General features: G+C 38.4%; 22 protein-coding genes and 2 pseudogenes. 6 read left to right on the forward strand and 18 right to left on the reverse strand.

The features are described 5' to 3' along the window. Positions 1-26: 26 nt before the first annotated feature. The 15 genes and pseudogenes from JFU50_RS28245 to mobQ all read right to left on the reverse strand — a co-directional run bounded on the left by JFU50_RS28245 (position 27) and on the right by mobQ (position 17303). A complete protein-coding gene (locus tag JFU50_RS28245; RefSeq protein ID WP_201225240.1) occupies positions 27-995 on the reverse strand; it encodes a sugar phosphate isomerase/epimerase family protein in 969 nt (322 codons plus the stop codon). Further along, entirely contained in the window at positions 992-2167 is a 1176-nt protein-coding gene (locus JFU50_RS28250) for a Gfo/Idh/MocA family protein (protein WP_201225241.1), read from the reverse strand. Before JFU50_RS28250 ends, JFU50_RS28245 begins: the two co-directional genes overlap by 4 nt. Positions 2168-2742: 575 nt before the next feature. Further along, positions 2743-3927: a Gfo/Idh/MocA family protein gene (locus tag JFU50_RS28255; protein ID WP_201225242.1), complete on the reverse strand. Its 1185-nt coding sequence runs from the start codon at positions 3925-3927 to the stop codon at positions 2743-2745. Positions 3928-3968: 41 nt separating this feature from the next. Then, the gene (locus tag JFU50_RS28260) at positions 3969-5129 is read right to left on the reverse strand and encodes a substrate-binding domain-containing protein (RefSeq protein WP_201225243.1); all 1161 of its coding nucleotides are present in this window, start codon (positions 5127-5129) and stop codon (positions 3969-3971) included. A 27-nt stretch (positions 5130-5156) separates the two neighbouring features. Beyond that, positions 5157-5978 (reverse strand): sugar phosphate isomerase/epimerase family protein, encoded by an 822-nt coding sequence (locus JFU50_RS28265; protein ID WP_201225244.1) that lies wholly within the window; start codon positions 5976-5978, stop codon positions 5157-5159. A 540-nt stretch (positions 5979-6518) separates the two neighbouring features. After that, positions 6519-7514 carry an ABC transporter permease gene (locus JFU50_RS28270; RefSeq protein ID WP_201225245.1) on the reverse strand — a complete coding sequence of 332 codons (996 nt, stop codon included), beginning with the start codon at positions 7512-7514 and terminating at the stop codon, positions 6519-6521. After that, positions 7495-8994, reverse strand: a complete 1500-nt coding sequence (locus JFU50_RS28275) for a sugar ABC transporter ATP-binding protein (RefSeq protein WP_201225246.1) — start codon at positions 8992-8994, stop codon at positions 7495-7497. Before JFU50_RS28275 ends, JFU50_RS28270 begins: the two co-directional genes overlap by 20 nt. Positions 8995-9077: 83 nt before the next feature. Continuing rightward, positions 9078-10247 (reverse strand): substrate-binding domain-containing protein, encoded by a 1170-nt coding sequence (locus JFU50_RS28280; RefSeq protein WP_201225247.1) that lies wholly within the window; start codon positions 10245-10247, stop codon positions 9078-9080. A 265-nt stretch (positions 10248-10512) separates the two neighbouring features. Then, positions 10513-11511, reverse strand: a complete 999-nt coding sequence (locus JFU50_RS28285; RefSeq protein ID WP_201225248.1) for a LacI family DNA-binding transcriptional regulator — start codon at positions 11509-11511, stop codon at positions 10513-10515. A gap of 216 nt (positions 11512-11727) precedes the next feature. Continuing rightward, positions 11728-12708, reverse strand: coding sequence for an ROK family glucokinase (locus tag JFU50_RS28290; protein ID WP_201183686.1), 981 nt, complete (start codon positions 12706-12708; stop codon positions 11728-11730). A gap of 370 nt (positions 12709-13078) precedes the next feature. Further along, positions 13079-13387, reverse strand: a pseudogene (locus JFU50_RS28295) (glycerate kinase); the annotation flags it as partial. A 32-nt stretch (positions 13388-13419) separates the two neighbouring features. Further along, complete coding sequence (locus tag JFU50_RS28300; protein ID WP_201225249.1) at positions 13420-13596, reverse strand: hypothetical protein; 177 nt, start codon at positions 13594-13596, stop codon at positions 13420-13422. 60 nt (positions 13597-13656) lie between these two features. After that, positions 13657-14357: pseudogene (locus JFU50_RS28310) on the reverse strand (bifunctional lytic transglycosylase/C40 family peptidase). Positions 14358-14359: 2 nt separating this feature from the next. Continuing rightward, positions 14360-14557, reverse strand: a complete 198-nt coding sequence (locus tag JFU50_RS28315) for a hypothetical protein (protein ID WP_201225250.1) — start codon at positions 14555-14557, stop codon at positions 14360-14362. Positions 14558-15290: 733 nt separating this feature from the next. Further along, positions 15291-17303 (reverse strand): MobQ family relaxase, encoded by a 2013-nt coding sequence (gene mobQ, locus JFU50_RS31860; protein WP_201225251.1) that lies wholly within the window; start codon positions 17301-17303, stop codon positions 15291-15293. A 215-nt stretch (positions 17304-17518) separates the two neighbouring features. Here mobQ and JFU50_RS28325 point away from each other — a divergent pair, with 215 nt between their 5' ends. The 5 genes from JFU50_RS28325 (at position 17519) to JFU50_RS28345 (ending at position 20311) form a co-directional block, all read left to right on the forward strand. Continuing rightward, positions 17519-17785 carry a hypothetical protein gene (locus JFU50_RS28325; RefSeq protein WP_201225252.1) on the forward strand — a complete coding sequence of 89 codons (267 nt, stop codon included), beginning with the start codon at positions 17519-17521 and terminating at the stop codon, positions 17783-17785. A 5-nt stretch (positions 17786-17790) separates the two neighbouring features. Further along, entirely contained in the window at positions 17791-18063 is a 273-nt protein-coding gene (locus JFU50_RS28330; protein ID WP_242489166.1) for a DUF3847 domain-containing protein, read from the forward strand. Positions 18064-18784: 721 nt separating this feature from the next. Further along, positions 18785-19084 carry a hypothetical protein gene (locus JFU50_RS28335; protein ID WP_207198902.1) on the forward strand — a complete coding sequence of 100 codons (300 nt, stop codon included), beginning with the start codon at positions 18785-18787 and terminating at the stop codon, positions 19082-19084. A gap of 239 nt (positions 19085-19323) precedes the next feature. Continuing rightward, positions 19324-19734 (forward strand): hypothetical protein, encoded by a 411-nt coding sequence (locus tag JFU50_RS28340; RefSeq protein WP_201225253.1) that lies wholly within the window; start codon positions 19324-19326, stop codon positions 19732-19734. Then, on the forward strand, positions 19721-20311 hold the full coding sequence (locus JFU50_RS28345) for a hypothetical protein (protein ID WP_056520335.1): 591 nt from the start codon (positions 19721-19723) through the stop codon (positions 20309-20311). The genes JFU50_RS28340 and JFU50_RS28345 overlap by 14 nt, the downstream gene beginning before the upstream one ends. 686 nt (positions 20312-20997) lie before the next feature. On the opposite strand, the gene JFU50_RS28350 is transcribed toward JFU50_RS28345, so the two are convergent. The 3 genes from JFU50_RS28350 to JFU50_RS28360 form a co-directional block, all read right to left on the reverse strand. After that, a complete protein-coding gene (locus tag JFU50_RS28350; RefSeq protein ID WP_207198903.1) occupies positions 20998-22653 on the reverse strand; it encodes a helix-turn-helix domain-containing protein in 1656 nt (551 codons plus the stop codon). Continuing rightward, the gene (locus JFU50_RS28355; RefSeq protein WP_201225255.1) at positions 22653-23138 is read right to left on the reverse strand and encodes a hypothetical protein; all 486 of its coding nucleotides are present in this window, start codon (positions 23136-23138) and stop codon (positions 22653-22655) included. Before JFU50_RS28355 ends, JFU50_RS28350 begins: the two co-directional genes overlap by 1 nt. A 468-nt stretch (positions 23139-23606) precedes the next feature. Continuing rightward, positions 23607-24059 (reverse strand): RadC family protein, encoded by a 453-nt coding sequence (locus tag JFU50_RS28360; protein ID WP_201225256.1) that lies wholly within the window; start codon positions 24057-24059, stop codon positions 23607-23609. Positions 24060-24290: 231 nt separating this feature from the next. Between JFU50_RS28360 and JFU50_RS28365 the strand changes: the two genes are divergently transcribed. After that, complete coding sequence (locus JFU50_RS28365; protein ID WP_201225257.1) at positions 24291-24533, forward strand: hypothetical protein; 243 nt, start codon at positions 24291-24293, stop codon at positions 24531-24533. Positions 24534-24932 lie beyond the last annotated feature (399 nt).

Raw genomic sequence — 24932 nt, forward strand, 5'->3', positions numbered from 1 at the left:
ATTATAAAGTTAAGGAATGGTGAGCCTTATGCCCACCACATTTCAGTTAATTGCTCTTTAAACATGGCCCCTTTTAATAACGAAATGGCCTTGCCTAGGCCCTCATCTAGCGACGCAAGCATATCTTCATGCTCGATCGAAACAACGTAATCATATCCTACTGCGAGTAGAGCGCTTACAATATCTTTCCAAACTTTTTCGTCTTGTCCATAACCTACAGATCTAAATGTCCAGGAGCGATTTAAGATATCACTGTAATGCTTTGTATCCAGGACGCCATTCACACTAATATTAGCTTGGTCCAAATACGTATCTTTCGCGTGAAAATGATAGATGGCATTGTCTTTTCCAAGCCTTTTAATGGCTTCAACCGGATTTATTCCTTGCCAGATCAAATGGCTTGGATCAAAATTCGCTCCTATAATCGGTCCTACATGCTCCCTTAACTTCAGTAATGTTTCCGGGTTGTACACAACAAACCCTGGGTGCATTTCAAGTGCGATTTGATTGATGCCGTGTGACTTGGCAAATCGAGCTTCCTCTTTCCAATAGGGAATTACGACTTCGTTCCATTGCCAATCTAGAACCTCGGTGTATTCAGGTGGCCAGGAGCATGTTACCCAGTTTGGAAACCTTGCTTCATGATGATCACCTGGACAGCCTGAAAACCCATTGATGACAGGAACTTCTAACCGTTCCGCTAATAAAACGGTTTTTCTCCAAGTGTCATGTGCTTCTTTCGCAGCCTTTTGATTCGGGTGAAGTGGATTCCCATGACAGCTTAGACCACTGATAGTCATTCCTCTACTATCAATCGCACGTTTAAATTCTTTAACTTTTTCAGGGCTTAATAACTCATCCGGGTTGCAATGACAGTTCCCCGGATAATTTCCAGTACCCAATTCAACCGCATCTACTCCCATTTCGGAAAGCTTATCCAACATCGCTTCAAAAGAAAGGTTTTGATAAAGAACGGTAAATACACCTAGTTTCATAGATACTCCTGCCTTCCCTGGACTTTCACCCATTTTTGTTGTTCATGGCTCTCTAAAATCGCATCAGTAATGCACATGGATATATGACCATCTTCAAATGTCGCAAAATTAACTTGTTCATTTAGTAGATCCTTGCCTTCACGAATGAAGGAATAATAATTCAGCATCATATTCTTCATTGCATCCGGCCAACCTTCATTATGTCCGCCTGGATGGTGGATCGCCTGTTTGGCTTCCGGTAAGAACAAAGCAGGATCTGCCTGAAGGATTTCATTCGGTCTTTCACGGTGGCCAATCCATAATTTCTCCGGTTCCTCCTGGTTCCAGAAGGCTGAATGTTGACTTCCGTTGATCTCAAAGCTCAACCTATTTTTCCGGCCAGCGCTTACCTGAGATACCGTAAACACCCCTTTGGCTCCATCCTCAAAGCGTACAAGAACGGATGCGTAATCCTCTGTATTGATAGAAACATCTTCATAATTCTTATTTTCTTCTTTTTCCGTTCCAAAAGTGGATCCGTTGTGTTTTTGTTTCTTTCTTACTGGAATGACTGTTGCTAAATCAGCGAATACTTCCGTAATCCGTTTTCCGGTCACATATTGGACGGTATCGCACCAGTGGGAACCGATATCCGCGATGGCTCGTGATTTTCCGCCTACATCCGAAGCCAACCGCCAATTAAAATCTGTCTCATATAATAACCAATCTTGTAAGTAGCTTCCGTGCACAAGATTCACTTTGCCCAACTCGCCATTCTTTATCATTGCTGCCAATTGTTTCATGATCGGGTATTGCCTATAATTGAAGTTGACGCCATGCACGACTTTATTTTCCTTTGCGAGCGCTAACAATTCAGCTGACTCTTGGCTTGACATAGCTAGAGGCTTTTCTGAAACAACATGCTTTCCTGCTAAAATAATCTCTTTATTGATTGTAAAGTGAAGATGGTTCGGTGTGCAGTTATGTACCACTTGGATTTCACTATCTTTTAGCATATCGCGATAATCGCCAAAGGCTTTTGCAATCCCGAGTTCAGCCGCCTTTTTTTCAGCGGCCTCCTGACCATTCGCTGCTAGCCCGATCACTTCCACAAAACCAAGCCTTCTAATAGCTTCAATATGAGTAGGTCCAATAAAACCATTTCCAATGACTCCCACTTTAATTTTTTCCATGGTGTGATCCTCCTTAACCAGTAACATATGATTTTCTGTAATCGATTACAAAAAATGAGTTGGGTTTTATTCCTTTTTTTCGTTTATTTCCTTGATTTCGTGTGAATTAGTAAAAAAATATGTAATCGATTACATTTATAGAGATTTATGCTATCTATCTATTCTTATTAGGTTGTTTAAGTAATAAACTGTTTTACAAGAATAATTGTAATCGATTACATTATTAATTGCAACTTTTTTCACAAAATTTATAATCTTTATACTTATTGTATATGGACAATTTTTCACCCATTAATTTTACTTTTTCTCAAAAATAGATTAGTACTTCTAATTAGTTAACTCCGTCAGGTCAAAACTGTGTGAGTCTTAAGGTTTGTTAATGAGGGGATGCAATAAAAAGGGGGTGACTTGTTTTAATAGTCACCCTTTTTTTATATATTAGAGATAAAAAACACAGAAGTATTATCAAATAACATAGCTCATATAATGAAACCTGCAGGTTTACCAATTTATTTCAGGACTGGCCTGTTTAAGTGTAAATGAAATAACCTTCTACTGATGGAGTTTCCCTTTATTTATTTTACATTTACAAGGTTTTGTTGCAGATTCACCCATGCACCTTTTTCAGCAGATTCAAGGATTGCATCAGAAATAACTGCAATCTGAAACCCATCATTAAAGTCTGGTGAAACAGCTGTGTTTTCTGCAATTGATTTAATAAAATCATAAGTTTCGATTATTTTTGTTTCACCATAGCCGATGCCTAACGCTGGAATTGGCCAAAGACTTTCTCCGTATGGATGGGCCGGACCAGTATAAACTGTTCTGAAGCCTTTGGCATCGCCTGGGTCGTCAGAGAAACAAACTTGGAGTTCATCACGGCGCTCGTAGTTGAAACAAATTGAACCTTTGTCGCCATGAATTTCGAATGTTAAGAAGTTGTTACGACCCCATGCATTGCGTGTAGCCTCAATACTTCCAATTGCTCCGTTCTCAAACTTTACCAATGTAGTAAACTCATCATCTACATCTACAGCACTCTTTGGTACACCTTCAGACCCTTTGATAGTACCTAATTTGTCGACACCACCTGTTTGAACTGGCCTCTCAGGAATCCATGTTCTTGCAAGTGCATTAACATCAGTGATTTCACCGACCAGGTAACGTGCAAAGTCGATTACATGAGTTCCTATATCTCCTAGAGCGCCAGATCCTGCGATTTTTTTCTGGAATCGCCATGATAAAGGTGAATTAGGGTCTGCAGACCAGTCTTGTAGATAAGTACCCCGAAAGTTCAAAACCCTTCCAATTCTTCCTTCTTCAATATATTTTTTAGCCAATGCAACAGCTGGTGTTCTTCTATAATTGAAAGCAACCATATGCTTGACCCCTGCCTCACGTACAGCCTCTAACATGGTTTTTGCCTCTTTAGCATCTCTTGCTAAAGGTTTTTCTGAAATAATATGCTTTCCAGCCTTAGCAGCAGCAATCGCTATTTCTGCATGTGAATCATTAGGAGTAACAATATCAATAATATCAATGTCTGGATTTTCTACTACCGCTCTCCAATCGGAAGAATAATTCTCAAACCCTAGACGCAGCGCACCATCCTTAGCTAATTCATCTGTAATATCTACTAAAGTATGACGATGTGGGATTGCTGGTGACGGCCAAAAAAACATCGGCATCCCCGCATATGCAAGTGCATGCGCTTTCCCCATAAATCCTCCACCAATCATGCCTATATTCAATTTCTTCATTTTATTCTCCTCCTATTATTAAATTAGCGATCAATAAGTATTTACTTTCCTGCATTCTGGATTGTATTAGGTGCCTCTGTATGGTATACCAGTTCCCATGCATCCAGAATATTGTCTTTATTTACTGTTAAAGCTGGTACTGCTATATATGCAGGTGCTTCTTTTCCAAGTAAAGCATAGCCAGCAAGGATAGCTTCAGCGATACCCTGGTCATAAGGCAGCTGTGCCCCTAGACCTTTAATTGGCCCACCTGATGCAATATCCAAAGCAACATTTGTGCCTAAATCAATTGTTGTTATGATCATATCTTCTCTACCTGCAGTTCTAACTGCCGCTAATGCTCCTTCAGCAGGTACATCCCAAACAACAAAGATTCCATCTAAAGTGGGGGTTTTTGTCAGCATACCTGATGCAACCTTCTCTCCCTGGTTCGGGTCAGTTATCCCTCCACGTGCAACAATTTTCATATCGGGATACTTTTCTTTAAGGGTTGCTTCAAATGCTTCTGTACGTTGTTTTGTTACAAAGAAGTCAGCATCATGAAAAATCATACCGATCTTCCCCTTTTTACCAAGTTTTTCAGCCATAATATCTGCTGCGGCCACGCCGTTTCCATAGTTATCTGCAGAAACAATACTCACATAATCCTTGCCTGCTTCCAGACCACTAGGTGTATTATCCATAAACACAAGCTTGACTCCAGCTTCAACTGCTTTCTTATATGCTGCAGCAGTCGAGACAGGGTCTACTGGAATACTTACGATAAGATCAGGATCCTTTGCTAGAACAGTTTCTATATCTGAAACCTGCTTCTCTGGTTTAAATTGTGCATCCGTAACGGCTACAATTTCTACGCCCATTCTTTTGAAGGATGATTTCAGACCGTCGATTTGTGCCTTTGCCCAATCGTTACCCGCGTAATGCATTACAATTGCTGCAGTATATTTCCCTTTTTTAATTTTTTCCATATCCTGTTCTGAAAGTTCTAATGTTGTTGCTGAAACTGCAGTTTCCCCATGAGGACCTTTACTAAGAATTTTCTGATCACTCGGTAATTCAGTGTTAATGGTAAGCGGACCCGATGAATTTGCTTCTGGGGCATTTTCAACTTCAGTGCTGTTCGAACTTTCCTGGCTGCAGCCAACTAGTCCAAAAGAGGTAATCAACAAAATCATAGGGAATACCGACAAAAACTTCTTCATAATAACCCCCCTTTCATATCCTTTAACCTATACGTTATTTATCTTCACAAACTTAGAAAGAAAATGACGGCTAATCTCTGCCCCTTTTTTTGGATCAGGGTAGCTATCTAATTCGACAGTAACCCAGCCATCATAGTTCACTTCATCCAAAACGGTCAGCATCTGGGCAAAATTTTGGTGACCCTCTCCCAAAGGTAAGAAATCCCCATTATGGTAGTCTTTTAAATGAACGTATTTAATACGATCCGAATACTTTTTTATAACATCTATCGGTTCTCCACCACCAGCTTCAATATGAGCAGTATCCGGGCAGAGATTTATCTTTGTTAATTGCATTAGTTTATCCAGTTGCTTAGGGGACTGTACATTTGTCCCTAAATGTGGATGGTAACTTGCTATAAGGTCATACTTTTCAGCAATGTCTGAGACAATATTAAGAGCATTCCCTAACGCTATGTAATCGCTATCCAGGATACCATTCGAACGGATTGCCCCTCCCCCGACTATAAGGTGTTTTGCGCCCGCTTTTGATGCCAAAGCAGCTACCGCCTCTATTTTTGATAATTCCTCTTCTAATATGTCAGGAAAGATAAAATTCCCACCTGTGTACACACCAATAAAATCTAAGGAATTCTCCCGTATCAAAGACTTAAATTCTTCCACTCGATCTTTGTATTCCATTAGGTTTCCATCGAAGATCTCAAAACCTTGATAGCCTGCTTCTGCTATATCTTTTAACGCTTCCTCTGTTGACCCATTTGCTAGATAGAATAAATCCTTCACTGAAGTGACTCCTGCAGGATGGCCAATTACTCCACCCCAGGTATTCGTATGATATCCCAATTTCATTATTTACCCTCCAATTCGAACTGATGAAAAGCCTTCTTTAAAACCCTAGAATAATAATCACCTCCTAAAAAGGAATAATGTGAAACTAAACCTGTATCATTTAGTTTTCTATACTCTCAACTGATCGTTAGTGGTATCTTGTGTGCTAGACGTGCTATCGATGTACAGGGTTGTGCTAGTATTCCTACAATTATCAAGTTTTATCGTTGCAGATTCCTATAAAGAGATACCCAATCCCAAGAACGATCCTTTAAATGCTTAAAGAAGTTGTTATTTCCAGGTATAAACATTTAAATGAAATGTAATCGATTACATTTTGGATTGTGGTATATATTATCTATCAATCAAAATATAAACTTAGCGTTTGAAAAATCTAAACCGTTCTCAGGCAAAAAAACCACCTCAAACAAAGCTGAGTCTTCTGATTACTTCAATGTAAGTGGCCCGATAAAAACCCATTTCAATATTTCCCACCTGATTTTTTGTTCACTTCTCATCCCTGCTCTAGTGGTTGAAACCAAGTGAGTATTGAATCGTTTACTATCTTTTCAAAGCTTTCTTACCGAACGCTACAGCCATGATAATGATCATTCCTTTAACAATCATCTGTTGGCTCACATCTAAGCCCATGATTATTAATCCGTTGTTAATAGTTCCAATCATCAACGATCCAACTACAGTCCCAACGATGGTTCCTACGCCGCCAAATAAGCTTGTTCCGCCAAGAATGACTGCTGCGATAACGGATAGCTCATCGCCCTGACCAAATGTATACCTCCCTGCATGCATACGTCCCGCATATAATAAACCTGCCAAACCCGCCATTAGGCCCGTCCCAAGAAAGACTATGAGTTTAATTTTCATGGTTTTTACACCTGAGAAACGAGCGGCACTCTCATTCCCGCCTGTGGCAAGGGTTTGTCTTCCAAAAGGTGTTTTTTTCAATAGAATATGAGCAATAATAGTCAGAATTAATGTCCACACTAATAAGATAGGAACTGCACCAATGTCACCGGATCCAAAGATAAAGTTAAAAGAAGCATCAACGATCGGCACCGGTGCAGTGTCTGTTATCCACATCGCTACCCCTGAAATAGCTCCCAACGTTCCAAGCGTAACCAAAAAGGAAGGGATTTGTACTCTTGTTACTAGCAATCCGTTAATTAATCCAACTAGTAACCCAGTCGCCAAGCCAACTGCTACACCACCTATCGCTCCATAACCAGCCTGGATGGCCAATGCACCTGTTAATGAAGATAAAGCGGCAATAGAGCCAACAGAAAGGTCAATTTCACCTGTACTGATAACAAATGTCATCGCTAGTGCCATGATTGTGATAGGAGCTGTTTGTCTAACTATATTCATAAAGTTATCTGAGCTCAAGAATCCTTGGTCAGAAAGGCTAACCGAGAAATAGAATAATACTCCTATAAAAGCTATATAAACGATATAGTTTCTCCATTCAAATCCTTTAAGTGATGTAGTTACATTGTTTCTAGGTTTGTTTTCAACTTTATTAGTGACCTTGTATTGCATATTGAAGATCCTCCTCTGTATCGATTTCTTTTCGATTGAGCTCCTTGATGATCGCTCCTTCGTGCATGATGACCACACGATCACTCATGGCCAGCAGTTCTTGAAGCTCCGAAGAGATAACAAGTATAGCCTTGCCGCTGTCAGCAAGTTCACGAATGACATCAATAATTTCTGATTTTGCACCAATGTCTACCCCTACTGTAGGTTCGTCGAGAATAAGAACCGTTGGATCATTCGCCAGCCACTTGGCCAAAACAATTTTTTGCTGGTTTCCACCTGAGAGCAAACCTGACTTTTTGAAGATATTGTCTGTCTTGATATTAAGTTTTTTAACAAACTTGTTTGTAATTTCATTGGACTTTTTATCATCAAGCAAAAAGCCTCTTTTAACCTTCGAAATGATTGGTAAGACCATGTTCTCTTTCACGCTGTGCTCCAAGATTAATCCCTGTACCCTACGGTCTTCCGGAATAAGGGCTATACCCGCATTTATTGCGTCAGTTGGACTTTTTATGGTTACTTTTTGTCCATTTACAATGACTTCTCCACTATCTTTAGGGTCTACTCCAAATATGCCTCGGACCATTTCTGTTCTTCCGCTTCCCATCAGTCCGGCCACGCCAAGTATCTCACCAGGATAGATGCTTAAATTTACATTATTGACTTTTGGTCCTGACGATAAATTTTTTACCTGTAATACCGGCTGGGCAACTTTAGAATAACTTCTTTCTTTCCATTCAAAGGCCTTATTAAATTTCGCCCCTACAATATGCTGAATAACAGATTCCATATCAGTATTTTCAATGTTATCTGTAGCTACATGCTTTCCGTCTCGTAAAATCGTAATACGGTCGCAAATCTTGAAGATTTCATCCATTCTATGTGAAATATAAATGATAGAATATCCTTTTGCTTTTAGTTGATTCATAAGCATAAATAGTATGTCTATCTCATTTTGAGTAAGCGAGGAAGTCGGTTCATCCATGACTAATATTTTGGCTTCCTGAGAAAGCGCTTTAGCAATTTCTGTCATTTGCCAGTACCCTACTCCAAGTTCCTGGACAATGTCATTAGGGTTGATATCGACACCTAATTCATTTATGATTTTTTCTGCTTTTAGAACAAGTTCTTTATCATTAATCAGCCCAATAGAAGTTTTGGCTTCTCTTGTGAGAAAGATATTTTGTGCAACTGTTAATGTCGGAATTAAACTGAACTCCTGAAAGATCATAGATATAAAGTTTTTTCTAGCATCCTCATAGCTATTGATTGTTACTTTTTCATTTTCAATTAAAACTTCTCCTGAGTCTGCTGTATAAACACCCGTTAAAATCTTCATTAAAGTAGATTTACCAGCACCATTTCCACCCATTAAGGCGTGTATCTCTCCCTTATTGATAGAGAAATCAACATGGTTAAGAACCGTGATACCGTTGAATGCTTTAGATATTTTCTTCATTTCAAGTATTGGCTGTCCCAAAGCTAATTCACCTTCTTTATTTGTAGAAGCTATTCATTTCAGAATAACTTCATATAATTTAATAGTTTAATTAGTAGTAGATATTATTCAGCTGCATTTTGAATGATCTCCGGGGCATCCACTCCGTAAATTAGCTTCCAGCTATCCAACACGTTTTCTTTGGTTACAGATAGAGCTGGTGTAGCGACATAAGCTGGTGCCTCTTTCCCAAGTAGTGCGTATCCTGCTAAAATAGATTCTGCTACGCCCTGGTCAAAAGGTAATTGACCGCCTAGGCCTTTTACAATACCTTCAGAGGCAATTTCCAATCCAACATTTGTGCCTAAGTCTGTTGTAGTGACTACTAAATCATCTTTCCCTGCTGTACGAGCAGCTGCGACGACACCTTCAGCAGGCACATCCCACACCACGAAGATACCATTAATATTTTTGTTTCTAGTTAACATTGCAGAAGCTACTTTTTCTCCATCATTTGGCCCGGTAATTCCCCCCCTTGCTACGATTTCAATATTTGGATACTTTTCTCTCATGGTTTCTTCAAAAGCATCCGTACGGTTTTTTGTTACAAAGAAATCAGCGTCATGGAAAACAATACCCACATTTCCTTTTTTACCAAGTTTTTCAGCCATAATATCAGCTGCGGCAGCACCGTTTCCGCGATTATCACCAGACACGGCACTGATATATTCCTTCCCTGGTTTTAAACCCTGTGCAACTCCATCCATAAATACTAGCTTAACCCCTTGTTGGGCTGCCTTTTTAAACGCCGGTGCTGTTGAAACTGGGTCTACTGGAACAGAAATCATTACATCTGGTTTTTTTGCTAATACTGTTTCAATATCTGAAACTTGTTTTTCTGCTTTGAATTGAGCGTCCGTCACTGCAACTACTTCGATTCCCATCCTCTTGAAGGATGCTTTCATTGCATTAACCTGGGCTGTCATATAGTCTGTTCCAGAATAGTGCATAACAATAGCAGCTTTATATTTGCCTGCTTTAATCTTTTCAATTTCTTTTTCAGTAAGCTTTAATGTTTTAGCCGAAACTGCTGCCTCACCATATGGCCCCTTATCCATAACTTTTTTATCCGAAACCTTAGGATTTATCATTAAATCACCAGTGCTTGCGATAGTTGCTGTTTTAGTAGTGTCTTTACCGCCTTCCTTTGTAGAAGCGTCTTGGTTACCACAAGCTGCCAGAGCAAGTGCGCTACTTATGATAATTGCAGAGAATATGTAAGATTTCTTTTTCATATTAATCCTCCCATTTGGTTCATTCATTATTTTTTATGTAACGCTTTATTTAAGCTTAGTAAGTAATAAACCAATTTTCCTCTTGTATTAAAGAAATCAATCACCCCCTTTAATCCGTGTAATCGTTTACATTTCAAAGGACTCTTTTTTCTTAAAATCAGTCAAAGGTGATATACATAACCCCCTTAAGACATGTAATGAGGGTATGTATCATGTATTATCCATTTTATGGTTTGTAATCGATTACAAATTGTAGAAAAAATTTTTATATTAACCTTTTGCATGATTCCCGAACAACCAGTTTATCATCTAAAATATATTGGCTTTTCTCTAGATTAACTTTACTTATAATTTTAATTAGTAATTCCATGGCTATCCTCCCAATATCAAAGGATGGTTGAGCAACCGTAGTTAATGACGGCTCAAAAATGGAAGCAAATTTAATATCATCAAACCCAACGACTGATATGTCCCCTGGAACACTTAATCCTTTGGATTTTATCGCTTTTATCGCCCCGATTGCCATTTCATCATTAGCAGCAAAAATAGCAGTCGGGGGTACTTCATTCGCTAATAATTTAAGCGTTAAATTAAAACCACTTTCATAAGAAAAGTCCCCCTCCTGTACCATTGTTGAGAGTATAGGTAAGCTATGTTGAGCCATTGCCTGATTATATCCCTTTAAACGATCGCGACCTAACACGCTATTAAATGGCCCGGATAAAAAACCAATTCGTTTGTGGTCTAAATTAATCAGATGTTCCGTTGCTTTTCTGGCACTGCTAATATTGTCAATCGATACAGTTGGAATTTCAAATCCTTCTGTATACTCACAAGCAAGGACAACAGGAAATTGTTTTGCAATGTCCTCTACTACTTGTCCATCAATTCTTGCAGTTAACAATATCATTCCGTCCGCCTTTTTTTGTTGAAGAATATTTAAGTATCCACTTTCACGATCCACATTATTGAGAGCATCTCCCAACAATACTTGATATCCACTTTCCATGGCTACGGATTCTATCCCCCGCAACACCTTGGAAAAAAAAGTATTCGTAATATCTGGAACAACAACAAGGATTGTTTTTGTTTCCATTCTTCGAAGCTGTCTTGCAAGAACATTAGGTTGATAGTTTAATAATTCTATCGCTTTCAGGACTCTTTCTTTTGTATCACTTTTTACGGTACCGGATTTACTTATCACCCTAGAAACTGTTGCTGTGGAAACATTCGCTTCCTTTGCAACATCAACAATTCTTATCATATTTTAAATTCCTTTCAAGATAAACTATCTTCCAATATTGTAATCGATTACATTTTAAATTGCAATAATATTTTAAATATTTAATTTTTCGTTACCTATTATCAATAAAATCTTCGATTTTTAAAATTATTCTTACTGTTTAACAAGCACAGATGAAATAATTATAACATCCTCCTTGGACGCGATATATTGACAAATTCATAACCACCTAATGGATTATACATTTAATACTTTATTGTTGACCCCCTTATATAAATAGGCTCCACCCACAACACCTGCATCATTTCCTAACGACGCAAGTTCTAATGTTAATGCATGGTAGGCCCGAGGTAACGTATATTGTTTTAAATACTTTTTCAATTGTTCTAGCAAGAATTCTCCTGCTTTCGAAACCCCTCCGCCAATAATCACCATTTCAGGATTATTTGTATGAATAATGGTACTAATTGCAATTCCTAAATGTTTCATTGCTTCATCAACTACATTAAGAGCATAAAAGTCCCCGCTTTCCGCAGCATTTAATACATCTTTGGCTTCAATTTTCCCGTTATCTTCTTTAATTACATATAAATCAGTAGAACCGGAGTGATTTTCAATCATTTCATTTCCCAATCTTACCATACCAGTTGCACTTGCGATTGTTTCCAGGCAACCCACTTTTCCGCAACCACAAATAATTCCATTATCCTTTGAAAATATATGTCCGATCTCTCCACCCATCCCATTAATTCCTCTTACTACTTCTCCGTCTACAATGACTCCCCCACCTACTCCGGTACCGAGCGTCACCATTAAAATGTTTTTCTTTCCTTTTCCAGCACCCATCCACATCTCACCTATAGCTGCTAAATTAGCATCATTTTCGATGGCCACTGGTAGTCTAAAACCCTCTTCTAATTCCTCTTTCAGTGGATAGTTTTCTTTCCAAGGTATATTAGGGGAATATGTTACACATCCGGCAACTGAATCTACAAATCCTGGAACACCGACACCTACCCCATTAAAAGAATCCATCTCAAAATTAAGTTCAACTATTTTTTTGTTAACGGTTTCAATAATGTCACCAACGATTTTTACACCGTTATACGAGATATCTGTCGGTATTTCCCACTTTGCTAACATCATTCCATCTAATTTTAAAAAAGCTAATTTTATGCTTGTTCCACCAATATCAATACCAATACACTTATCTTTCAAATATAACAACCACCTTACTATTAATGAATTGCGGGTTCCTTTCTCAGAAACAAAAAATGAAAAAGAAACGAGAAAAGATTCTATTCTTTTTTTGTAAATTCCTAAACAAGTATACAATGATTTGCTTTACTTTAACAGGTACCTACTTTTGTTTTTGTAGCCTGTCGTAAACTTCAAAAAAAAAGGGACTTACACAGCGCTTTAAATGTTACAAACACACAATCTTTTTAATGAATGTAAATTCCATTTTGATATGGACCAAGGTAGTAGCGCATACCAGCTTTCCTTTAGACTTCGAAAACGGGATTACCGTCTTTAAAATTATGTGTTTACTCAATTAATTTTTTTACTTTAATAACTTCATAAAACCTTATAATGCTCTCTGCGTTTTCTCTAAGTTTTCTTTTCCATTAGCTAATGCTTCTTCTAAAGAAGATGCCCCTTGCAGTATACTATATAATGAGTCAATCCCTTTTTCATATAGTATATCAATATCACCACTTACTCTTCCTGCCAGCGCTATTACCGGTTTATTATATTTCTTGGCCACAGTTGCAACTCCATATGGAGTTTTCCCGTATTGTGTTTGAAAATCAATACTTCCTTCACCAGTCCAGACCATGTCAGCGACTTTTATTTTTTCTTCTAAACCAGTATATTCTATTGCCACATCAATGCCTTAAAAACGTTCAAGAAACTCGCGATTCACCTTTAAAGATCCGTGTTTTGTATGGAGGATAGGGATTGAATCTGCTCTTCATAGTTGCCCTGGTTGGTCCTGACTTCATTCAGCTGTGAACGCAAACTGAAAATGTACATAATAACCAATGCAGCAGCGAAGAATACCATCATTAAAAATAAGAGATTTTTCTTTTGGGATGACTCCATACACTGTTCCTCCGTTTTCTATATCCGTCTAAAGCCTAAGAAGGGATATAAGTTTTTCCATTACTCAACGGATGAATAAGAAGTACCGCCACTGCTATTAGCATTGATAAATAGACCGTTCCCCACATACATGCCAACGTGAGAAGCACCGGGTTTATATGTGGAGAAAAAAACGAAGTCTCCCGGTTTTATTTGGTCTTCGGAACCGGCTTTGTTTTGTTGTACTGCGATTGAGCTGTCCCGTACATATCCATGCCGACCTGTGTAAAGGCATATTCCAGCAGCCCACTGCAGTCAAACCCTCCTGCTGCTGGTGTCCTGCCACCCCATACATACGGTCTGCCTAGGTACTGTTTTATTATGTTATGAACTTCCTCTACATCAAAAGATTGCGAACCGTCCCCCATGACAACCACGCTGCCATTTCCACCGTTGTAATATTGCATGACATGGTTCACATAATTCACATCACCGTAACGGCTCCACCCTTCCCTAGCAGCCATACTATGACTAAACTGGATGGCTACTTCCTTGGAATAGCCTCCACGCTCCAATGCGTATCCAATAAATCCATTCCCAAAGTTATAGCTTTGCAAAGCTAGGTTTACATCACCTTTAACTTGCTTCATCACTTCTGCAAAATGTTTCACCCCTATCTGAATGGAATCCTCCGGGTCGGTAATGGTTCCAGGTGGGAGCCCGATCGATTCGGAAGATTGCATCACATCTAATTCACGTCCACCTGATTCCTGTTGGATCATGGTCAGGATAAGTCCGACATATTCCCCAACCCCATTTTGTTTCGCATATTCCGGATTAACGGCTCGTACCGCATGACTTCAGAAGACACCCTCGCTGTTCCTCCTGCTCCGTCACCCTTTTCACTTTTATAATCCTTTAAATCCACAATGGCAGCTCCTGCATTTCTTGATGCTGATCGGTTGGCATTTCCTGTAATCAAACCCGTTGCTGTATTGATTGGCCCTTTTCCGATTGCTTGTTACTCTTGATTTCTCCCTACACCTGGTTTTTGAGGTGTATTTTCACCAACCGCTTTTCTATGTTCTGACCATCCACTGTTTGCTGCGGGTGGATTGGTAAAGGTCGTCTTTTGGCCCTCCCTCTTTTATCTGTGTGAGGGAGGGAAATTATATATATTCTGACGAGGTTTATTTTAAAATAATCAAAATCTTTATTGTGGTTCTACGGCAATAGCTTGGGTAATTCCAACATTTTACATTACCCAAGCTAAGAAATAAATGGGAAATCTACTTTTTTCAGTCATCTAATATTTTATATGATCTGATCTCATCCTAATGTTCAAAAATACCCCCCTTTAGATGTGCATCTTTTCCAGCTGCAAGCAAAGTTTCCGATATGGTAGATGATAATGGAACTTATTCTAATCCTGCTTTCTTAACCGCATGCACAAGGGATGAACAATAAATGCCTTCCCTGGCTATATGACTCAGATTTCTATCTTCATCAAAAACAGATTGGTTCTACATAATCATTGGACCATATGTTGTAGCTTCCAAATCAGTATAGGACCCAAAAAAATGCTTCAAGTTAGTGATCCATCTGCTTTTCAATTAATGTATCTGCTTCATTGTTCACCTACAAAAAAGGTTGAGATAGCAAGCCTACGACAAGAACGCTAGAATGTGCTCGACATCCATTAAATAACCCCAATACTAGCGTTCCATTCCCTTTTGTCTTTTCCTCTTGTTCTTATTCTTCTGTTCAAGTTCATCTTCTCTCCATTTTCGATCAGCTTCTCGGATTGCACTCTCAAGAATAGAAAAGAAGTCAGACCCATCATAAGACAAGAAACTTGAATAATGATTTGATTTCGGACCAAAAGTGGTGGAACTCTCAAGTTGGGAGTCCTCTACTTTACCAACCGACTGGACATCAAATGCACGTTGAAGTTGATTCATTCGTTCTTGGCCAATTTCGTCAGAATATCGCATACACTCATAATAGAACATATGTTTATAGGATTGATTATCCGTTTGGAAATCTGGATACTTCTTATTTAAGAGCTCAATAGATTGTTTTCGTTTATATGAGCCAATATGACCGTTACTAATTTGATAAAAAGAGGAAATAATTTCAATTTGTTCATCTTTAGAGTATTTTCTTGGTGGGTTTGAAAAATCCTCAGGCGTAATGTTTTTCCCATAATACTCTTCTGCCATGACAAAGAATTCCTTTTGTTCAATCGATAAATAATTACGTCCAACCCAATTAGGATACATAGCTTGAAGTCGGTGGTCATAAAGTAGTCCCAACAGGCCTAATGATTTGTTCAAATTCTCTTTTTGTTTTAATAAAAACTGCATTTGACCTAACTCTTTTTCAGAAGCATTTTTGATTGTTGATCCATCAGCAAAATTAACCCCATTTTTCAAACGCAAATTCTCGAACTGCTTTTCTGCACTTTGTATTTCTTTTTGTATGGAAAGAACAAACTGTGGTCTATTGTTCAGTAAAACATATAAGTCCTTTTCGATTTGCTTTTTCTCTAAATAGGTAATAACTTTTTCAATTTCATGGCTACTTAACCGTTTATTCTGCGTGACCGTCGTTTCAACAACCTCAATTTTTTGTTCTTTAGAATGATCCTCAATATTAAAATTCGGATAATACTTTTCTAAAAACCTATTTGCCTCATTTTCCAAAATATTTTCAGCTTGATCTAACATTTCTGTTTCTCTTTCAATCCGGTTCATTTTTTTAAATGTATCAACGGAATCCTGACTAAACTCTAGTCGCGCATGCCATTTGTCTAACTGGCTCCTTCTAGTGTTAATGTTTTCGTAATTGACAAAAAGTCGTAAGGATTTGGCTGACTCACGTAGTTGTTTTTTCTCTAAAGGAGTGAAGCGGCGAACAAACTTCTCTGTTCTTTCTTTTACCTGTTTTTCTTTCTTCACTTCTGACAGTTCGATGATGATTTTGTTGTACTCTTTACGCTCCATATTTATTCGAATTCTTTCAGATTCTTTCCCTTCATTTTGCAGCTGCCTTGCAACAACTCCTTCATGAATGGTCGGGAGTGTTTCAAGCCCTTGATCTTTATTCGATAAATGTGTGATCCTTTCAGGAAAACCATTTTTCTCTAAGTATTGATTTGCATAAGTCGCCCACTGCTCTCTCCAGTAAACAAGCTTTTCTTTGGTATTCCAATCAGTTGTATGTATGGCTTTTATTTGTTGTTTTCCATTAATGATTTCTTTCATCTTCACTTGTTTATTTCCCCATGTTCCCTCTTCATTAAAAGGTCGAATGGTTAACATGATATGAAAGTGTGGATTTTCTTCATCATCTCTATGGATCGCTAAATCTGCAACCATGCCATCCTTCACAAAAACCTCATTACAAAATTCAATGGCTAATTGTTCTTGCTCTTCATGAGATAATTCCTTTGGTAAGGCTACATTCATTTCACGTGCCAGTTGAGCATTCCATTGTCTTTCTACTTTCTCCACTTCATTCCATAATTGCTGACGATTATATACCCATTTAGGTGCATGACTAGGCGCAAGAATATGAGTAATCGGTTCCACTTGTCTTTTATAAAACTTGGACTCATTGGTTCTTTCATCTACCAATCTCTCACCAGAACGATATGCAGCTGCAGCAATGGTATTTTGTTGCTTTTTTCTTGAAATAATCTGATTGGAGAAATGATAGATAGCCACGGTTCAAGCGCCTCACTTTCTTTTCATAACATGAGCGAAGCGAATTTTTCAGACGCTTCACGAAATTGGTTCTTCGAAGAAGGAGCCAACGCACAATACCACGATAGTGGTATATAAGTGCGCCCTTGATCTTATCTTCGGGATCATTTTATCACTTTCCATAATATAGGACAAGTGTTATAATTAGGAAAAACTCTCCATAAGAGGTGTTACAATTGGTAAAACAGAATACTAAAGAACAAATTTTAAGTATTGAAGAGCAAATCAAAAGATTGAAAGAAAAACAGAAGAGGATATTGAACAACACCCACAGGGAGATTGGGAAATATCTAATGGATTCATGGGAAGTGGAAGATGTGAACGAAGCAAAGGGATTAATAGATTCATTTAATAATCAAGTGAAATCATTAAGTGAAGCCTCTTCTTCAAAAGAGGATAATGAGGATGAGAAGAATTTTTCTCTAAATTCACCTAAAGGGTAATTCATATGCCTAACGAAGAATTACAAAAAATGAAGGACAGAATAAAAGTTCTGGAGCAAAAGAAAAGAGTTCTAGAACATAAAGTTTCAAACGAAGCTAGAAGAGAACGAACGCGAAGACTGATTCAAAAAGGAGCACTTCTGGAAAAGTACTTAGAAGAAGAAAGCTTGTCCCTAAAGGACACTGAAAACTTACTAAAAGTATTAGCTGATTTTAAAAATAAAAATAAAGAATATGTAATTCGACAGATAAAAAGTATAGATGAAGAAGTCCATTAAAAATAATAAGATAAAGCCATTCTAGAAAGCCCCATAAATTAACCACACACAACTGTTTCGCTACCTAAATATTCTTCAGTAATTAATTATCATGAATGAGCAAACAAAATTAAATCGAGTAAGAAATGCAATTGATGAATTAACTAGGCTGTCATTCAAGGTAAAAAGATGGCAAAATTTCATGTTGAAATTGTTATCAATCGTTTCACTACAATAAAAAGGCAAATACATATTAATCATTATTAATATGTATTTGCCTTTTTAAATGGACTTTTAAATAGTAATTCTTGATAAGAATATGCGACTCTCCTTGAGCCTTTTATTCTCTTTGTCTTTTAATATCTTCTGATTTTCGGAACGTTCTATGATGCCGATATACCGTAAATGAGACTAAATTACAGAGTGTTTGGTGTTTGGCGTTAGCCTTACAGGCCGTGGTTAATGTTAAACAAACCGACGAATTTTTCTTTTTTAACTATGCCTCTTAATTATTACAAGGAAAGATCAATGGCTTCAAATAACAATAAGACAGAAACTAAATTAAATCAATCTAGTCTAATCTAGTTTAGTTTGGTTTATTCTTGATTTTTCAAAAACCAGACCAGACTAAACTAGTTTTGTCATTTCGTGATCAAACTCAGATCTTGCACATAACGATATTTGACCAAATGGCATTTTAACCAGCTGACGTCCATATACTATTTTAAAAGGAGGAAGGAAAATGGTGTATAGACCTACCGTAAGATACCCAGACGTTTATAAAAATTATATAGAGAATGTGTATAAAGCGACCGATCTAGATCGTAATCAAATTATCCGTTTGGCCTTATTTGTCGCCGCACATTCAACAGAGTATAAAAGTATCCTCCAAAAACATAAAATTGCTGACGTCCCTCTCCCCTGCCCGGATTGGGGGCCGGATGAAGAAGGTTGCTGGACAGATCAAAACTATATTAAAAAACAGAATCTAGCCCCATTCAAAATCACGGAACAGGGTGGAATTAAGATTATTTTGGGCTAATTATTTCTTTTTAGATTCATTTGTGCTCTTTACGTAATGTAGCGTGGATGCCTTATTAGCAAGCTTTTCAGCCAGTTCTTTTGAAATATCTTTACTCATTTCGTATCACCTCACTTAAAAAAAGCCTTGCCACAATCCCTAGCAAATATACCTCCCTCCACTCTTGGCATAGCGTAACGATGTAACCAACTGACCAACCAACCCAAAGAAAAAGACGATTTTGAAAGGGGAAAAAGCAAATGGGAAAGGTTAACCATTTGAATCCGGTTCTCTCTTCTTCTAATAAAAAAATGATTGAACCGCAAAAAAGAAAAGTTCGTTCGGATAAGCTGCATGACATAAAAATCCCCGTGGACGAACCCATGGACATGATATTAAGACGGGAATCCCGACGATACTGGAATGGCTCTAAAACAGCCTTGGGCACGGAAATACTGTTGTTTGGACTCGAACAGGTGCTCGTATACCCTGACGTCACCTATACAGACCAGCCTTACACGGTTCATTGCAAAGTAGATCATGAAACTTATCAAAAGATAGGCGATTATGCGGCCATTTGGAAATGTAGCGTTCGAAAAGCAGCTCATCGAATATTTGTAGAAGCATACAAAAAAAGACAACTAGGGGGCGTAACCGATGGGGAAATATAGCCAAGCCAATCTTATAGATGAAGAACTATCTTTGATTGGATCATCAAACTTTATCGGAAAGCTTCTCCATAAAGTAAATAAATCTTCAACCGTCTTACTGAGTATAGACGTCCCCTTGAATCTATTTCTAAGAGCAGAAGTTTTCTGTGAAGATATTCAAGACCTATCAGACCTGCATTTCGAACAAAACGACTTGATGAATCTTTTATATAATGACTTCTTACTTTTTGCGAAAAAGAATCCAGACTCAAAGGCCATATTCCGATTGCTCACCTCATTGGATCAGTATGCTGATAAAGATTCAAGACTTGAAAAGTATGGGGAATCTGCTTTTAAATTAATCCATAAAGAAAAGAACCAAGAAATAAAAACTTTAAATTTACGCATGAGAAGGAAATTCGCCTTACGTGGAGAGGTGTTGCTTGCCGATATGGAGGAAGTTCAGCCTGAACATGGCTATACACTAGAAAAAGTATTTGAGCTTCTTTATATAGACTTTATTGATAAATTTCGAAAAGGTAATCATGCGGGTGTCGTAGAAAATATCCTGCGCCTGCTTGATGATGAAATCGAATAGAATATACGAAAGGCTAAGGAACACATTTGAAGGGGAAAGTCCATTAATCTCAGGCTAAATCTCAAAATATGAACCTATGCATACACAATACAATTTGCATAAATAATGAGCTTGTAGAAGTTTCTCCAAGCTCATTACCTATACTTTTCGTTGTTCAACTATCGCTACCCTTCGTTAACCAACAACATCTCTCTTCTATTGCATACCATCCATGGATTATTCATCCAACAATATTTTCATCAATAATTACTCCAAAATAATCGGATATCGAATTGGCTTACTAAACTGCGGGACAAGTCCTATCTATTTTTATTTTTTGTAGCAACATTTGACTTGGCCAGTGGATAGTTACTTTTTTTCGGACTGTAACACTCACAGTTTTTGTCTGATATGTAACATAAGCCCTTTGAGGGAATATTATATTTCGAGCAAGGTAACTTAGTCACCAATAGCATACTACCAGCGATCCTTGCTCTCTACTTCATTTCAATCACAAAAATTTTAATGTCCTCAATCATTTTTGCTATAAACGTTCTTTTGCTTCTCGAAATAACTGATCATTCATACACCCTACAATATTTATGTCAGTGCAACTAGGATGCATTTATGTTTAATTATTTAGATGATGCTCCCGCATGATTTGTTTGTTGGAATATCTTCAAAAAAAATAAGCACCGTATAGATGCTTATTTTGCATTTAACCACTCTTTCATTTTTTCTAAGCTGACTGTATACGGGCGTTTAATTAGATTCCTTTCATACCGGGACAAGGTACTATGGGAGATTCCCATTTCCTTAGCTGCCTCTAAAATGCTTAATCCCCGATTCGTTCTTTCATTATTAATCGTTTCAGGAGAAACCTGCTTTTCTTCAACCATTTCCCTGGTTGCACCAGTCTCCTTGTCCGTCATACCCTTCAACATAGTTAGAAAATTCTCTGTGTCATAGTCCTGATCCTCAATCAATAATAAGTCCTGATCATCTCCCATTCCCGTGATTTCAGTAGGTGGGATGATTTGGACACGTGCCTTCAACCAGGTGTTTGCGAACCAATTTCTCTCCTGCTCTATTTGCTTCTCAAGGTTTTTTTCCTTATAGCTCCACCCTTTAATGATTCCATCCTGCTGCAGGGTATCCAATATTTCTTCAAATTGTTCTCTAATCCTTGAACCATATCGCGGATTCACGTCCAAATCCATGACTTTTAAAAGCCCTTTGTCTCCCCCGATATGATAAGCCCTGAGATAGTCCGCACTCTTCTGGCGAATCCTCCACTGCCAGGACAAGTACCTGGACAACCGTTTATGGTACTTTTGCTTAATCGGATGGTATTCGAGTGTCTTCAATGCAAGCAGCCCACTGCTCCTTTGGGAACCGTACAAGAAGTTGGCAAGCAATTCCCCTGGACGAATGCTGCATTCATAAATACCAATCGGGTTATCCCCCCGGTAGGCTACCGTCACGCTATCCACCAAAAACAAGGGATTAAACTGCACTTGTCCAATTTCTTCAAAATCTCCCTGATCCTCATTGATGAACCTCAAATTCTCTTTTTCAATTCTGATCCATATCGTTGTGAGAGCAGCCAACCTTTTCATGATATCATCGCGTTCTTTTTTCCGATAAGACATTTGATAGCCGTCTAAATCTTCCTTCCGTCCTTGCAATCTCCTTAGATTCAAAGCATCATCCGTATGGAAATGAATCATTTGGTCCTTATGAGTAGCCTGTTGCATCCAAAGAATCGAGACGATATCAAAAATGTCTGCGGTTAAGTCATCCATCGACGTGATGGCTTGAGAGGTGAGATTTTTCCATTGTTCGATGGCTACATTCGATTTCATCATCAGATAATCATTTTCTGCCCTCACTTGAGCCGTCGCCTCTATCGCCCTTTCCGCAATCCTTGCAGTAGGAATCTCAGTCGCAATGTCGAATTCATTTTTACTGATGGTCTCCCTTAATTTATGAAATAATAAGGCCGAACCGGACTCGGCAAAATTTTGATTCAACAAAGCATTTATCACTTCCCTGTTGTTAGACTTTGGGGAATAGGATGAATTCTCTTCTCCTGCAGTCTGTATGTATGGAAGGACAAAATTTCTAATTTCTTCTATGTAATCATCAACCCATTGTTCCATTTCCTCAAATTTCAATCCATAATCTTTCACCAAGCTATCCAAAATCACAAAAAATGCTTTTAATGTTTGGCTAGGCTGGTAATCATCTTGACCTGACATAAGATGGTTGATATCCATATTCCATTCGACAAAGAGTTGAGGATAATCTGGAAAAATCGTTTTCATGACATTCAAAAATTTCGTTTGCAGGGGTTGTAACATTATTCTTTAACCCGCCCTTCTTTTGTCGACTCTATGTCTTCAAATGAGTACTGTTGGATATAATCTTGAAAAACAACGGTTTCCAATATACCCAAATCGTGCAGAAAGCTAACGGACTCAAAAGAAAGGAACTGAACGATCGGATTTTTTTCTAGGATGGCATTTTTCAACTGTTGGATGTCTTTTTCCTGATAAAGTATGTAATTTCCCATCTGTTCTTTGATGTCCTTAGGGGAATAGATGGTATCTTTGAATGGTTGATTATGCGTACATTCATAGACCATCTCACCTTTTATATAATAAGTCCTGAGACCAAAATCTTTCCCAGCCTTATAAAATTCGATTTGTTTTCGAAACCATATGGGACCACTGTATAATTGGACCACTGGTTTAGGAAGCACGCCACGCAGTTGATAGGTGGAAACCTTTCTCCGATCCCATCCTAGAATTTCCCCCACCTCTTTAACTCCTACTAAAAAATCCATATGTGTTCCCCTTCTAATCTAGTAATATGGTAATTATGAGTGAGTATTGTTGCTTTTGTCAACACACGGTTTAAACGTGCAACTTTTTTTATTTTGACGTTTGCTTTCACAATGTGCACATCACACTGCTTCTCTGTTCACTTGCGATATACTTCCCTTTTGTTCTTTAACTCTTTTATTTACTCATCTCCGGATTCCTTCGATTTTCACCTCACGATGGGGCTTGTTCTATAGCCGTAGGTAAAACCTAGGGTGCATTTTCATGATCTAATGACTTTTTTGATCATTCAAAACTGTTAAAAAGGTTGCATCAGCAACCACCATGCAGGCTCGATGCCTGCTTTAATCAAGAAAAACGGATGTTTTTTCTTCCTTGCGCAAGCCATTACCGGTCAACCATTTAACGGGTAATAGCTTTATAATGCTCCCTATCAAGCAAAGGGGGCAATCTCCTTTGCTTGTCCTCTTTTATAAATAGCCTTTTTCTTTTAAGCTGACATGATTTCCGGTGTGGGTCACAATCACATGATCAAGGACTTCAATTCCAATAATTTTCCCGGCCTCAGCCAATCGTTTGGTCACCTCCACATCTTCCCTGCTCGGCGTCGGGTCCCCAGAAGGATGCTGATGGCTGACAATAATGGAAGCCGCATTGTTCAGAATGGCGCATTTCAGCACTTCCCTCGGATGGACGATGCTTGCGTTCAGGCTTCCCGTATGCGCCCGATGAAGTCCGACCACCTGGTTATTGGTGTTGAGCATTATAACGAGGAAAACCTCCCTGTCCTCATTGGCGATATGCGAAGCGGCTAATTCCTGGGCATCATAGGGCGAAGCAATTTGGTAGGTCGTGAACGGGTCTGAAATTCCCTTGATTTCCTGCCTGATGCGGACCACTTCGAAAATTGGGGTCAATTCCATTTTTCCAACACTCCTTCAAGTTTTTTTTAGTTTAATGGTTTTGGGGTTCTTGGTTGTTATTTTCCCTTTTGACTTGCGAAGCGCATCTGTTCCCCAAAGGGGGATTATTTTTCCCCTTTTGCAAGTAGAACGAAAAACACGCATAGCCAATCGGTCCAGGGCGATCTGAGCGCTAAGTTTTTTATGTTGCGCTAGCTTCCGTAATAAAAAAGTTTTGTGCCCCTTGACCGATTGGCTGCCTCCTTGGCTTCCTGCCGGAAAGGTTCGGGTGTCCTGCCGGCTGGAAGGTTAGAAGGCTTGCGCTGTTTTACGATTCGGAAGGCAAATGGGAAAAATAAATCAAAAAAGCAGCCGGATGGCTGCTCTCCTTTTGATTCATTATTAGTAGACTCACTCTATTGTTTAGATTTAGATTCCAGAATAGAGCTTGACAGCGGATTATTTTTACAATGTTACGTTTTTAAAGAAGCTTGACGCTTCCTTTCACTACCAATCAATAAAATTGCAACTTTTCTTTTATTTGACGTTTCCTCTCACAATGTGCACAAGCCTTTTAATATAAAACTTCTTTTAAAATGAAGGTTCTTTACCAAAAACCTTGCTTAAAGTAATCTCCTTCTGTTCAAATATGAAGGGAAATGACGTTTCCTTGCACACGTTTTTGTGCAAGTTTTACGATTTTTGTTCGATTATAGACGGCTTTTTTCATTAGAATGTTGATATATCAGTGATTCTCTCAACCTCTTAATTATTAAAGAATGACGTTTCCTTTCACAATATGCACACCATTATATGGGATTGCAACTTTTCCTTCATTGGACGTTTGCTCTCACAATGTGCACAATGATAATGGAATGCAGGTTTTATCTCCCA

Origin of the sequence: Peribacillus sp. TH14 (genome assembly GCF_016651145.1) — a bacterium.
Lineage (GTDB): Bacteria > Bacillota > Bacilli > Bacillales > DSM-1321 > Peribacillus > Peribacillus butanolivorans.